The following is a 13,241-nucleotide window of genomic DNA, read 5'->3' as shown; positions in this document are numbered from 1 at the left end:
TTCCTGGAACCTCGATAAGTTCCTGTCGATTCACGACTTTCGGGCGCGATAAACTGCCGCATCCGAATCCGCATTCATTACAAAAGTTTAACCCCGCCGCCAGCGCACGGTAAGGCGGCAGCCCCCATCTTCAGGTCCGTAAGGTGCCGCCGTCAGGCGCCAAATGGATTTCAAGGCCCTGGAGATCTCTGCATGACCGACCGTTCCGACCTCTCGCACCTTCCGTCCTACCGGCAGCCCCGCCGATCCGTTTTCTCGGCCCGCAAGATCGCGCTGATGGCCTCGGTCGTCGCCGGCCTCGGCGCCGCCGTCTACGGCTTCGGCACGTCGACCTCGCCGGCCGACCTGTTCTCGAGCCCGGCGCATGCACAGGTCAACAACGAGGTCCGCAAGGTCGAACGCCCGATCGGTTTCGCCGACATCGTCGAGCGCGTGAAGCCGTCGGTGATCTCGGTGAAGGTCAACATCAAGGAAAAGACCGCGAGCAATGATGATGGCGATGACGCGCAGTCGCCGTTCCAGCCGGGCTCGCCGATGGAGCGGTTCTTCCGCCGCTTCGGCGGTCCGGATGGCATGCCGGGCCTGAAGGGTGGTGGCGGTCGTGGCCGCGTCGTGCAGGGCCAGGGCTCCGGCTTCTTCATCTCGGCTGATGGCTTCGCCGTGACCAACAACCACGTGGTCGACGGCGCCGACAAGGTCGAGGTCACGACCGACGACGGCAAGACCTACACCGCCAAGGTGATCGGTACCGATCAGCGCACCGACCTCGCCTTGATCAAAGTCGAGGGCAGCTCGAACTTCCCGTTCGCGAAGCTTGCCGACGGCAAGCCGCGGATCGGTGACTGGGTGCTCGCGGTCGGCAACCCGTTCGGCCTCGGCGGCACCGTGACTGCCGGCATCGTTTCGGCCAGCGGCCGCGACATCGGCAACGGCCCCTACGACGATTTCATCCAGATCGACGCGCCCGTGAACAAGGGCAATTCCGGCGGTCCGGCCTTCGACACCAACGGTGAGGTGATGGGCGTCAACACCGCGATCTACTCGCCCTCCGGCGGCAGCGTCGGCATCGCGTTCTCGATTCCCGCGAGCACCGTGAAGAGCGTGGTGGCGCAGCTCAAGGACAAGGGCTCGGTCAGCCGCGGCTGGATCGGCGTGCAGATTCAGCCGGTGACATCCGACATCGCCGACAGCCTCGGCATGAAGAAGGCCGAAGGCGCGCTGGTTGCCGAGCCGCAGGCGAATGGTCCGGCGGCCAAGGCCGGCATCGAGTCCGGTGACGTGATCACGTCGGTCAACGGCGAATCGGTCAAGGACGCCCGCGAGCTCGCCCGTACCATTGGCGGCCTGGCGCCCGGCGCGACCGTGAAGCTCAACGTGCTGCACAAGGGCCAGGACAAGGTGGTGAACCTCACCCTCGGCCAGCTGCCGAACACGATCGAGGCCAAGGCCGACATCGACAAGGACAGCGGCAAGGGCGCGAGCCGCGGCACCGACGTGCCCAAGCTCGGCATGACCGTGGCGCCCGCCGATTCCGTGGCCGGCGCCGGCAAGGAAGGCGTCGTGATCACCGAGGTCGATCCGAAGAGCGCGGCTGCCGAACGCGGCTTCAAGGAAGGCGACGTGATTCTCGAAGTCGGCGGCAAGAGCGTGAGCACCGCCGGCGAAGTCCGCGACGCCATCAACACGGCGCGGACCGACAACAAGAACAGCGTCCTGATGCGAGTGAAGAGCGGCGGCCAGTCGCGCTTCGTCGCCGTGCCCATCGCCAAGGGGTAACGAAGGGCCCGGCCTCAGGACCTCCGAGATGAAGGGTGTCGCCGGCATCAGTCGCCCCCGCCGACGGCGCCCTTCGGGGGAGCAGCGCAACGTTTGCTTCCCCTGTCTACCTTCCGGTGGAATACGCCCCCCTCCGTCGGAAGGCCTAGGGCGGTGAAGTCCCCCCAGCTTCACCGCCCGCCTTTTTCTCCATGCCAGAGTCTCTCACTCGGCTTGCATGCGATTGCCGCTCGCGCCATGTTTAGAGAAGGTTCACTCCCTTGACCGTTGCCGAACGCACGATGCGCCTCCTCATCATCGAAGACGACCGCGAATCCGCCGACTACCTCGTGAAGGCGTTTCGCGAGGTCGGGCACATTGCCGACCACGCCGGCGACGGCGAGGAAGGCCTCGCCATGGCCGAGAACGGCGACTACGACGTGCTGGTGGTCGACCGCATGCTGCCCAAGCGCGACGGCCTATCGGTGATCGGCGCGCTTCGCGACAAGGATGATTCGACACCGGTGCTGATTCTCTCCGCGCTCGGCCAGGTCGACGACCGCATCAAGGGCCTGCGCGCCGGCGGCGACGACTATCTGCCGAAACCCTATTCCTTCGCCGAGCTGTTGGCCCGGGTCGAGGTGCTGTCGCGCCGCCGCGGAGGTCCGGCCGAGGACACGCTGTACCGGGTCGGCGATCTCGAGCTCGACCGGCTCTCCCACCGCGTCGCGCGCGGCAAGGACGAGCTGACGCTGCAGCCGCGCGAATTCCGCCTGCTCGAATATTTGATGAAGCATGCGGGCCAGGTGGTGACCCGCACCATGCTGCTGGAGAACGTCTGGGACTATCATTTCGATCCGCAGACCAACGTGATCGACGTGCACATTTCACGGTTGCGTTCCAAGATCGACAAGGGTTTTGAGCGGCCGCTGCTGCACACGATCCGCGGCGCGGGATACATGATTCGTGACGGCATTCGGTAAACTCGTCCGCACCACGGCATTCCGGCTGACGCTGGTCTATTTGCTGTTGTTCGCGATGTTCGCGGCCTCGCTGCTGGCCTATTTCGCCTGGAATACGCGGCGGCTGATCACCGAGGAAATCACGCAGACGGTCAATGCCGAGACGTCTGAGATCAACGAGATCTACGGCCGCCGCGGCTTGCGCGCTCTCGTGCTCGCGATCGAGTACCGGGCGCTGCGGCCGGGCGCCAACCTCTATCTGGTGACGACGCCGACCGGCCAGTCGATCGCCGGCAACGTCGGCTCGCTCGCGCCCGGCGTGATGGCGACGCGCGGCTGGTCCGAGACCGCCTACCGGCGGATCGAGGATGCCGATGATCGGGACCATCTTGCGCTCGTCCGCGTCACCGAATTGGAAAACGGCTTCCGGCTTCTGATCGGACGCGATCTGGCCGAGCGGCGACGGCTGTTCGGCATCGTGGCGAAGGCCGCGCAATGGTCGATCCTGATCGTCGTGGTGCTCGGCCTTGGCGGCGGCATCTTCGTGGCGCGCAGGGTGCTCAGGCGCATCGACGCGATGAGCGGCACCGCCCATCGCATCATGACGGGCGATCTCAGCGAACGCCTGCCTGTGGGGCGCAGCGGCGACGAGCTCGACCGCCTCGCCGAAAACCTCAACGCGATGCTGGAGCGGATCGAGGCGCTGATGGCGGGGCTGAAGGAGGTCTCCGACAACATCGCACACGACCTCAAGACGCCGCTGACGCGCCTGCGCAACCGCGCCGAGGAGGCGCTGGCGAAATCCGGCGGCGAGGCCGACTACCGCGCCGCGCTGGAGCGGACCATCGAGGAATCGGACGGGCTGATCCGCACCTTCAACGCGCTGCTGATGATCGCGCGCGCCGAGTCCGGGCAGGCGCGCGGCAACATGGATGATTTCGACGCGGCCGATGTCGCCAACGGCATTCACGAGCTCTACGAGCCACTGGCCGAAGACGATGGCATGACCTTGAAGGTCAGGTGCGAGCCGACCCCGGTCCACGCCAACCGCGAATTGATCAGCCAGGCCCTCGCCAATCTTGTCGAGAATGCGATCAAATACGGCAAGCCGGCCGCGCAGCCGGCGGGAACTGTGGTCAGCATGGAGGGCAGGCAGATCACGATCGAATCGAGGCGCGAGGGCGATCAAGTGCTGCTCAGCGTCACCGATCGCGGTCCCGGCATCCCCGAAGCCGACCGCAAGCATGTGGTGGAACGATTCGTGCGGCTGGAAGCGAGCCGCACGCTGCCTGGATCCGGCCTCGGCCTCAGTCTCGCCTCCGCGGTCGCGACATTGCATGGCGGTGAGTTGAGGTTGGGTGACGCCCAGCCCGGTCTTGTCGCCACGCTGGTGCTGCCGGCGCGCGCGGGGGCTGGCGACAGGGTTGCTCCGCCAATGCAGGATGTGCCACAGAAGGTGGCATGAACCATTCCGCGCCGGGAAACGCGGACAAGCATGGTGAGAGACTTGCCGCGCGCTTTGCGGAGGCTCCCCATATTGCCGCTTCCGTCACCGACCAAGGACGTTTTGAAAGCTGGCTGGCCGAGCTCGAGCCCGCGCAATTCACTCGTCTTGAAGCGCTGCTGGCTCACCGCTTCGCGCGGGACATCCTGGCCGGCATCGCGGAATTCTCGCCTTATCTGTTTGAGCTGCTGCGCGCCGATCCGCAGCGTCTGATCCGGCTGCTGGAATGCGATCCGGATGCGCATCTCGCCACGCTGGTCGCGGAGGCGAACGGCGCGGTGCTCGCGGCATCCGACGAAGCCGAGGTGATGCGGCTGCTGCGCCGCATGAAGGCGGAGGCCGCGCTCCTGATCGCACTGTGCGACATCGGCGGGGTCTGGCCGGTGATGCGGGTGACCGCAGCGCTCACCGATGTCGCAGTGTCCTCGGTGCGGGCGGCGCTTCAATACCTGCTGCGGCAGGAAGCCGCACGCGACAAGCTCTCGCCGCCCAATCCCGAGGCGCCGGAGGAGGGCTGCGGGCTGATCGTGCTTGCGATGGGCAAGATGGGCGCAGGCGAGCTGAACTATTCCAGCGACATTGATCTCATCGTGTTTTTCGATCCCGACAATACGACGCTCGCCGCCGATATCGAACCCCAGCCATTCTTCGTGAGGGTGACGCAGGGGATTGCACGCATTCTCCAGCAGCGCACCTATGACGGTTACGTCTTCCGCGTCGATCTGCGCCTGCGTCCCGATCCATCCTCGACGCAGGTGGCGATTTCGCGCGACGCCGCGCTGAATTATTACGAGCGGGAAGGGCGCACCTGGGAGCGCGCCGCGATGATCAAGGCGCGCGCCTGCGCCGGCGATCCCAGGGCGGGCGAGGCGCTGCTCGCGGAGATCGCGCCCTTCGTCTGGCGCAAGCATCTCGACTTCGCCGCGCTTGCCGACGTTCACGACATGAAGCGGCAGATGCAGACCTATCGCGGCCAGAGCGAGGTCGCAGTCGAAGGCCATAACGTGAAGGTCGGGCGCGGCGGAATCCGCGAGATCGAGTTCTTCGCCCAGACCCAGCAATTGATCGCCGGCGGCCGGCATCCCGAACTGCGCGTGCGGCCGACGCTCGCCGCGCTCGGCGTGCTAGCTTCCAGCAACTGGATCACGGTCGCCGCGCGTGACGAGCTGACCAGGGCGTACCAATTCCTGCGCCGGGTCGAGCATCGCCTCCAGATGATCGCCGACGAGCAGACCCACACGCTGCCCGAGGACAAGGAAGCGGTCGAGCGTTTCGCCTGGTTCTTCGGTTATCCGGATCGCGAGGCCTTTGCCCGCGACCTTTTGCGCCAGCTCGAGATCGTCCAGGGCCACTACGAAAAACTGTTCGAGGGCGACGATCCGACCGGCACGGCCAAGCTGCCGGCGCTCGACTACGGTGCGGGTCCCGACGATTCGCGGCTGCTTCAGTATCTGGCCACGCTCGGCTTCAAGAAGCCTGCCGCCGTCGCGCAGACCGTGCGTGACTGGATCACCGGCGAGTACCGCGTGTTCCGCGTTGAGGCGACGCGAAACGCATTCGTCGAATTCGTGCCGGCCCTGATCGACGGTCTCGCTCATGCCGAGGAGCCGGATCGGGCCGTCGTGGCGTTCGACCATTTCCTTGGGGCGCTTCAGCGCGGCGGCCGGCTGATCACGCTGCTCGGCCAGAATCGCGATCTCGTTGCGCTCGTGGCCCTGGTGCTGGGCGCGGCGCCCCGGCTCGGCGAGATGCTGGCGCGGCAGCCGCAGCTCATGGACGGCCTGATCGATCCGCGCTTCTTCGGCGCCATGCCCGACCGGCAGGAATTGTCGGGGCGGCTCGCGACCACCGTGCAGGATGCCGGCTCTTACGAAGAGTTCCTCGACCGCCTGCGCCTGTTCGGGCAGGAGAGCCTGTTCCTGATCGGCACGCGCATTCTCTCCGGCACCGTCTCGGCGCAGCAGGCGAGCACGGCCTTTGCCGACGTCGCCGAGGGCATCGTCCATACCGTGCATGGTCTCGTCGCCGACCGCTTCGCCGCCCAGCATGGCCGGATCGAGGGGCAGGAGAGCGCAATCATCGCGATGGGCCGGCTCGGCAGCCGCGAGATGACCGCGTCATCCGATCTCGACCTGATCCTGCTGTACGATTTCGACAGCGACAATCCGGACTCCGACGGTGCGAAGTCACTGCAAGGTGCGCATTACTTCGCCCGCTTCACCCAGCGCCTGATCAGCGCGTTCACGACGCGCACCAATTACGGGGTGCTTTACGAAATCGACATGCGGCTGCGCCCCTCGGGGCGTGCCGGCCCTGTGGCCTCGAGCCTCGTCTCGTTCGCGGACTACCAGGCCAACGAGGCCTGGACCTGGGAGCACATGGCGCTGACGCGCGCGCGCGTCGTGTCGGCTTCGCCCGAATTCCGGGAGCGGATCGAACACGTCATTCGCGATGTCCTGACCCGTCGCCGCGATCCCGCAATCATCGCCAACGACGTTGCCGACATGCGGCGTGCGATTGCCCAGGAGAAGGGCGAGGCCGATTGCTGGGATCTCAAATATGCAGCCGGCGGCATGGTCGACATCGACTTCATCGCGCAATATCTCCAGCTCGTGCATGCTCACGAGAAACCGGAGATTCTCGACGTCGGCACTACGCAGGTGCTGGACAATGCATGCAGGCTCGGCGTGCTCGCGCAATCGGAGACCGAGATACTGCGTGCCGCGGCGCGGCTCTATCACGACCTGACGCAGATCCTGCGGCTCTGCGTCAGCGACCGGTTCAAGCCGGAAACCGCCGGTACTGACCTCTTGCGCGTGATGGCACGCGCCGGCGACGCGCCGCATTTCTCCTCGCTGGAGGCGCGCGTGAAGGAGACGCAGAGCGAGGTGCGGCGTGTCTTCAGGGCGCTGCTGGAAGGGACGTCGTCGGCTTCAGCGAGGTGAGCGCCTCCCGCACATTCGGCTCAAGACCCACGCCGCCGGCATCGAGATGGGCGAAGATCGCGCGCTTCATCCGCGGGTCCCAGAATTTCTTGATGTGGTCGGCGATCCCCGGCACGGCCTTGTCGTGGCCCTGGCTCCGAAAGAACGTGCCGATCTGGTTGGCCATGTAGATCAGGCGGTCAGGCGACATCGGCAACCTCCGTGGCATGACAGGCGACAACCCGGCCGCCATGCGAAAACACTTCGAACCCGTCCTGGCGGGCAATGGCAATCAGCGTGATGCCGGCGGCCTCCGCGGTGCGCACCGCAAGCGCGGTCGGCGCAGAGATGGCGACCATCACCGGCGCGCCGATGGCGGCGGTCTTCTGCACCATCTCGACCGAGACGCGGCTCGTCAGCAGCACGATGCCGCCGCTTGCAGCCGTGCGGCTGCGCGCCAGCGAACCGGCGAGCTTGTCGAGCGCGTTGTGGCGGCCGACATCCTCGCGCAGCGCGACGATACCGCCGGCAGGCGTCCAGAACGCGGCGGCGTGAACGGCGCGGGTTTGCAAATTTATTGATTGCAGCGGTGCGATGGTCTGCATCGCCGCCATCACCTGCTCGGGCGTAAACATCTGTCCCTGCGGCACGACGGCCGCAGGCCGCACAGCTTCGGCAATCGAGTCGATGCCGCAAATGCCGCAACCGGTCGGGCCGGCGATGTGGCGGCGGCGCTCGCTGATTCGCGCAGCATTTTCCGGTGCCAGCCACATGCGCAGCTCGATGCCGTCGTCGAGGCGGACTATTTCGAGCGACTTGACGTCATCGACGGATCTGATGATGCCTTCGTCCAGGCTGAAGCCGACCGCGAAATCTTCGAGGTTCTGCGGCGTCCCCATCATGACGGCGTAGGTGCCGCCATTGTAGGTCAGCGCCAGCGGCGTCTCCTCCGGAATCAGCCGCGCTCCTTCGGACGCGACACCGTTGCGCCAGATCTCGCGGTCGATGGCCTGGACCGGTACGTGCATGCCGCTACTCCGCGGCCTCGGCCGGCGCGATACGGCGGGAATGCCGCGCCTGTGCGTCGTAGGCCTTCTGCCAGTCGGACGGGCCGTTCGACGGCGAGATCTGCACCGCCGTGACCTTGTATTCGGGGCAGTTGGTTGCCCAGTCCGAATAGTCGGTCGTGATGACGTTGGCCTGCGTGTCCGGATGGTGGAAGGTGGTGTAGACGACGCCCGGCGCGACGCGATCGGTGATCTCCGCACGCAGCGTGGTCTCGCCGGCGCGGCTCTTCAGCCGCACCCAGTCCCCGTCGCGCACGCCGCGCTGTTCGGCATCGTGCGGATGGATCTCCAGCCGATCCTCGGCATGCCAGACTACGTTCTCGGTGCGCCGGGGTCTGCGCGCCGACATTGTACTGGCTGAGGATGCGGCCCGTGGTGAGCAGTAGCGGATAGCGCGGGCCGGTGCGTTCGTCGGTCGCGACGTATTCGGTGACGACGAACTTGCCCTTGCCGCGGACGAAGCCGTCGATATGCATCACCGGCGTGCCCTCGGGCGCCTTGTCGTTGCAGGGCCACTGCACCGAGCCGAGCTCGTCGAGCTTGGCATAGGAGACGCCGGCGAAGGTCGGGGTCAGCGCCGCGATCTCGTCCATGATCTCGGAAGGATGGCTGTAGGTCATCTCGAAGCCCATGGCCCTGGCGAGGCCGATGGTGACCTCCCAGTCGGCAAGCCCGTTCTTCGGCGTCATCACCTTGCGGACCCGCTGGATGCGGCGCTCGGCGTTCGTGAAGGTGCCGTCCTTCTCGAGGAAGCTCGAGCCCGGCAGGAACACGTGGGCGTAGTTCGCGGTCTCGTTCAGGAAGAGGTCGTGGACGATGACGCATTCCATCGCCGAGAGTGCTGCCACCACATGCTTGGTGTTGGGATCGGATTGCAGGATGTCCTCGCCCTGCACGTAAATCCCCATGAACGTGCCTTCGACCGCGGCGTCGAACATGTTGGGAATGCGCAGGCCCGGCTCGGGGTTGAGCTTGACGTTCCACAGCGCTTCGAACTGGTCCCGCACGGCGTCGCCCGAGATGTGGCGGTAGCCGGGCAGCTCGTGCGGGAACGAGCCCATGTCGCAGGAGCCCTGCACGTTGTTCTGGCCGCGCAGCGGGTTCACGCCGACACCCGGACGGCCGATATTGCCCGTGGCCATCGCAAGGTTGGCGATCGCGATCACGGTGGTCGAACCCTGGCTGTGCTCCGTGACGCCGAGACCGTAATAGATCGCGCCGTTGCCGCCGGTGGCGTAGACGCGCGCTGCTTCGCGCAGATCCTTCGGATCGACGCCGGTGAGGATGGCAGTGGCTTCCGGGCTGTTGTTCGGCTGGGCGACGAACGCCGCCCATTCCTCGAACTCGCTCCAGTCGCAACGCTCGAGCACGAAGGCCTCGTCGACCAAATTTTCGGTGACGATCACATGCGCCAGTGCCGTCATCACCGCAACGTTGGTGCCGGGCATCAGCGGCAGGTGCAGCGCCTTCACATGCGGCGATTCCACCATCTCGGTACGGCGTGGATCGATCACGACCAGCTTGGCGCCCTGGCGCAGCCGCTTCTTCAGGCGGGAGGCGAACACCGGATGGGCCGAAGCGGGGTTGGCGCCGATGATGACGACCACGTCGGTGTCCTCGACCGAGTCGAAATCCTGCGTGCCGGCGGAGGTACCGAATGTGGTCGAAAGGCCATAGCCGGTCGGGGAGTGACAGACGCGGGCGCAAGTGTCGACATTGTTGTTGCCGAAGCCGGCGCGGATCAGCTTCTGCACCAGATAGGTTTCTTCATTTGTGCAGCGGGACGATGTGATGCCGCCGATGGCGTCGTGGCCGTATTTCTTCTGGATGCCGCGCATCCTGTCGGCGGCAAACGAGAAGGCCTCGTCCCACGACACTTCGCGCCAGGGATCCTCGATGCGCTCGCGGATCATCGGGTTGAGGATGCGTTCCTTGTGGTTGGTGTAGCCCCAGGCGAAGCGGCCCTTGACGCAGGAATGGCCGCGATTGGCCTTGCCGTCCTTGTACGGCACCATGCGGACGACTTCCTCGCCGCGCATCTCGGCCTTGAAGGCGCAGCCGACGCCGCAATAGGCGCAGGTGGTGACGACCGAATGTTCGGGCTGGCCGATCTCGATCACGGATTTCTCGGTCAGCGTCGCTGTCGGGCAGGCCTGCACGCAGGCGCCGCAGGAGACGCATTCGGAGCCGAGGAAGCTCTCGCTCATGCCCGGCGACACGCGGCTGTCGAAGCCGCGGCCGGAGATCGTGAGCGCGAAGGTGCCTTGCACCTCCTCGCAGGCGCGGACGCAGCGCGAGCAGACGATGCACTTGGAGGGATCGTAGGTGAAGTACGGGTTGGACTCGTCCTTCGGCATCCAGGCGGCGTTGATCTCGCCATTGGACTTGCCAGGCGTCTTGGCGAAGACGTGGTTCTCGCCTTCATAGCCGTAACGCACGTCGCGAAGGCCCACGGCGCCGGCCATGTCCTGCAACTCGCAATCACCATTGGCACCGCAGGTGAGGCAGTCGAGCGGATGGTCGGAGATGTAGAGCTCCATCACGCCCTTGCGCAGCTTCTTGAGCCGTTCGCTCTGGGTGTGCACGATCAGGCCGGACATGACAGGCGTGGTACAGGACGCCGGCGTGCCGGCGCGGCCTTCGACCTCGACGACGCAAAGGCGGCACGAGCCGAACGCGTCGACCATGTCGGTCGCGCAGAGTTTCGGGATCTGATGGCCGGCGTCCATCGCCGCCCGCATGATCGAGGTGCCCTCGGGCACCGTGACCCGGTTGCCGTCGATGGTCAGCGTCACCATCGTTTCCGATTTCGAGCGCGGCGTACCGAAGTCGATTTCTTCGATCAGAGACATTGTCGTCCTCCTATTCCGCGGCCTGAAGCGTGGTCGGGGCCGGGACGAAATCCTCCCGGAAGTGCTTCAATGCGCTGAGCACGGGGTAGGGCGTGAAGCCGCCGAGCGCGCAGAGCGAGCCGAATTTCATGGTGTTGCAGAGGTCTTCGACGAGTGCGAGGTTTTCGCTCACGCGCTCGCCCTTGATGATCTTCTCGATGGTCTCGACGCCGCGGGTCGAGCCGATCCGGCACGGCGTGCACTTGCCGCAGGATTCGATGGCGCAGAATTCCATGGCGAAACGCGCCTGCTTGCGCATGTCGACGCTGTCGTCGAACACGACGATACCGCCGTGGCCGATCAGGCCGTCGCGCGCGGCGAAGGCCTCGTAGTCGAACGGCGTGTCGAACAGCGCGCGAGGGAAGTAGGCGCCCAGGGGGCCTCCGACCTGTACCGCGCGGATCGGGCGGCCCGTGAACGTGCCGCCGCCGATGTCGTCGACGAGCTCGCCGAGCGTCACGCCGAAGGCCGTCTCGAACAGCCCGCCGTGGCGGATGTTGCCGGCGAGCTGGATCGGCATCGTACCGCGCGAGCGACCCATGCCGAAATCGGCATAGGCCTTGGCGCCTTCGGCCAGGATGAAGGGGATGGCGGCGAACGACAGCACGTTGTTGATGACGGTCGGCTTGCCGAACACGCCGTGATGCGCGGGCAGTGGCGGCTTTGCGCGCACGATGCCGCGACGGCCTTCTAGGCTTTCCAGCAGCGAGGTCTCTTCGCCGCAAACGTAAGCGCCGGCGCCGACGCGCACCTCGAAATCGAAGCTGTGCGTGGAACCACTGATGTTCGCGCCGAGATAGCCGCCGCGCTTCGCAGCCTGGATGGCCGCGTTGATCGCCTCGACCGCGTGCGGATATTCGCTGCGGATGTAGATGTAACCCTTGGTCGCGCCGACGGTGATGCCGGCGGTCGTCATGCCCTCGATGACGAGGAAGGGATCGCCTTCCATGATCATGCGGTCGGCGAAGGTGCCGCTGTCGCCTTCGTCGGCGTTGCAGACGATGAACTTGCGATCCGCTTTCGCCTGCGCGACCGTCTTCCACTTGATGCCGGTCGGGAAGCCTGCGCCGCCGCGGCCGCGCAGGCCGGACGCCGTCACTTCATTGAGGATGGCTTCCGAGCCGAGCGACAGCGCGCGTTCGAGGCCCTTGTAGCCGCCATGGGCGCGGTAGTCATCGAGCGAGCGCGGGTCGATCACGCCGCAGCGCGCGAAGGTGAGGCGGGTCTGGCGCTTGAGCCAGGGGATCTCGTCGGTGGCCCCGAGCCGCAGCAGATGCGGCGTGTTGCTCGCGAGCGCGTCGAGCAGGGAGGGCACATCGGTCTCGGTCACAGGGCCGAACGCGATCCGGCCCTGCGGCGTCGCGACCTCGACCAGCGGCTCGAGCCAGTACAGGCCGCGCGAGCCGGTTCTGACGATCTCGACGGCAATGCCACGCTTGGCTGCGACCTGCTCCAGCGCCAGCGCGACCTCGTCGGCGCCGACCGCAAGCGCACCCGCATCGCGAGAGACATATAGACGGATGCTCATCGCTGCGCCTCCGCCACAAGCGCGTCGATGCGCTTCTCGTCGAGCCGGCCGATGAGTCGGCCGTCGAGCATCGCGGACGGCGCGGTTGCGCACAGTCCGAGGCAGTAGATCGGCTCCAGCGTGACGCGATCATCGGCCGTGGTGCCGCCCAGCAACACGCCGAGCTTCGCCTCCGCACGCGCAGCCAGCGCGTCGCCGCCCGCCGCCTGACAGGCCTCCGCGCGGCAGAGTTTCAGCACATGGCGGCCGGCCGGCTTGTGGCGGAAATCATGATAGAACGTGAACACGCCATGCACTTCGGCGCGCGACAGATTGAGTGCGTGCGCCACCATGGGAATGGCCGCCGCCGGCACGTAGCCGAACGCCTCCTGAAGCGCGTGCAGGATCACCAGCGTCGCGCCTTCCTGCCCGCTGCGTTCGGCGATAATCTCGGCGCCGCGCGTTTCGTCCCAAGGCTCAAAAACCGTTGTCATTCTTCGTTCTCGACCAGAGCGTCTGCTGATCGCAAACTATTTGGAATCGTTCGAAGATCAATAAAGCTGTCTCATGCTGCGATTGCGGATTCAGATCGATTTGCGACGGCAATCACTCGATTTGAATTTGCGATTGG

At 65.9% G+C, this 13,241-nt stretch carries 8 protein-coding genes and 1 pseudogene; 4 read left to right on the top strand and 5 right to left on the bottom strand.

Translation table 11 applies throughout. The features are described 5' to 3' along the window. Nucleotides 1–192: 192 nt before the first annotated feature. The 4 genes from IVB40_RS24475 (at nucleotide 193) to IVB40_RS24460 (ending at nucleotide 7,166) form a co-directional block, all read left to right on the top strand. Nucleotides 193–1,776 (top strand): Do family serine endopeptidase, encoded by a 1,584-nt coding sequence (locus IVB40_RS24475; RefSeq protein WP_027569124.1) that lies wholly within the window; start codon nucleotides 193–195, stop codon nucleotides 1,774–1,776. 281 nt (nucleotides 1,777–2,057) lie between these two features. Beyond that, a complete protein-coding gene (locus IVB40_RS24470) occupies nucleotides 2,058–2,738 on the top strand; it encodes a response regulator transcription factor (protein ID WP_035963061.1) in 681 nt (226 codons plus the stop codon). Continuing rightward, entirely contained in the window at nucleotides 2,722–4,182 is a 1,461-nt protein-coding gene (locus IVB40_RS24465) for an ATP-binding protein (protein ID WP_027569126.1), read from the top strand. The genes IVB40_RS24470 and IVB40_RS24465 overlap by 17 nt, the downstream gene beginning before the upstream one ends. Beyond that, on the top strand, nucleotides 4,179–7,166 hold the full coding sequence (locus IVB40_RS24460) for a bifunctional [glutamine synthetase] adenylyltransferase/[glutamine synthetase]-adenylyl-L-tyrosine phosphorylase (protein ID WP_247816568.1): 2,988 nt from the start codon (nucleotides 4,179–4,181) through the stop codon (nucleotides 7,164–7,166). The genes IVB40_RS24465 and IVB40_RS24460 overlap by 4 nt, the downstream gene beginning before the upstream one ends. On the opposite strand, the gene IVB40_RS24455 is transcribed toward IVB40_RS24460, so the two are convergent. The 5 genes and pseudogenes from IVB40_RS24455 to IVB40_RS24435 form a co-directional block, all read right to left on the bottom strand. Beyond that, nucleotides 7,123–7,356 (bottom strand): formate dehydrogenase subunit delta, encoded by a 234-nt coding sequence (locus IVB40_RS24455; protein ID WP_219680856.1) that lies wholly within the window; start codon nucleotides 7,354–7,356, stop codon nucleotides 7,123–7,125. The two genes, IVB40_RS24460 and IVB40_RS24455, sit on opposite strands and share 44 nt — an antisense overlap. Further along, nucleotides 7,346–8,173: a formate dehydrogenase accessory sulfurtransferase FdhD gene (gene fdhD, locus IVB40_RS24450; protein ID WP_247407630.1), complete on the bottom strand. Its 828-nt coding sequence runs from the start codon at nucleotides 8,171–8,173 to the stop codon at nucleotides 7,346–7,348. The genes IVB40_RS24455 and fdhD overlap by 11 nt, the downstream gene beginning before the upstream one ends. A 4-nt stretch (nucleotides 8,174–8,177) precedes the next feature. Continuing rightward, nucleotides 8,178–11,064 (bottom strand): annotated as a pseudogene (gene fdhF / locus IVB40_RS24445) (formate dehydrogenase subunit alpha). A 10-nt stretch (nucleotides 11,065–11,074) separates the two neighbouring features. Beyond that, nucleotides 11,075–12,631: an NADH-quinone oxidoreductase subunit NuoF gene (locus tag IVB40_RS24440; protein WP_247816567.1), complete on the bottom strand. Its 1,557-nt coding sequence runs from the start codon at nucleotides 12,629–12,631 to the stop codon at nucleotides 11,075–11,077. Continuing rightward, on the bottom strand, nucleotides 12,628–13,104 hold the full coding sequence (locus IVB40_RS24435) for a formate dehydrogenase subunit gamma (protein WP_247288851.1): 477 nt from the start codon (nucleotides 13,102–13,104) through the stop codon (nucleotides 12,628–12,630). The genes IVB40_RS24440 and IVB40_RS24435 overlap by 4 nt, the downstream gene beginning before the upstream one ends. Nucleotides 13,105–13,241: the final 137 nt, after the last annotated feature.

Origin of the sequence: Bradyrhizobium sp. 40 (genome assembly GCF_023100925.1) — a bacterium.
Classification (GTDB): domain Bacteria; phylum Pseudomonadota; class Alphaproteobacteria; order Rhizobiales; family Xanthobacteraceae; genus Bradyrhizobium.
The sequence above is the reverse complement of the archived record's forward strand: the minus strand, read 5'-3'. Positions and strand labels throughout refer to the sequence as shown.

Coding starts and splice junctions, on each gene's coding strand:
- fdhD (WP_247407630.1), bottom strand. CDS start 8,173: ATGCACGTACCGGTCCAGGCCATCGACCGCGAGATCTGGCGCAACGGT.
- IVB40_RS24455 (WP_219680856.1), bottom strand. CDS start 7,356: ATGTCGCCTGACCGCCTGATCTACATGGCCAACCAGATCGGCACGTTC.
- IVB40_RS24475 (WP_027569124.1), top strand. CDS start 193: ATGACCGACCGTTCCGACCTCTCGCACCTTCCGTCCTACCGGCAGCCC.
- IVB40_RS24460 (WP_247816568.1), top strand. CDS start 4,179: ATGAACCATTCCGCGCCGGGAAACGCGGACAAGCATGGTGAGAGACTT.
- IVB40_RS24440 (WP_247816567.1), bottom strand. CDS start 12,631: ATGAGCATCCGTCTATATGTCTCTCGCGATGCGGGTGCGCTTGCGGTC.
- IVB40_RS24470 (WP_035963061.1), top strand. CDS start 2,058: ATGCGCCTCCTCATCATCGAAGACGACCGCGAATCCGCCGACTACCTC.
- IVB40_RS24435 (WP_247288851.1), bottom strand. CDS start 13,104: ATGACAACGGTTTTTGAGCCTTGGGACGAAACGCGCGGCGCCGAGATT.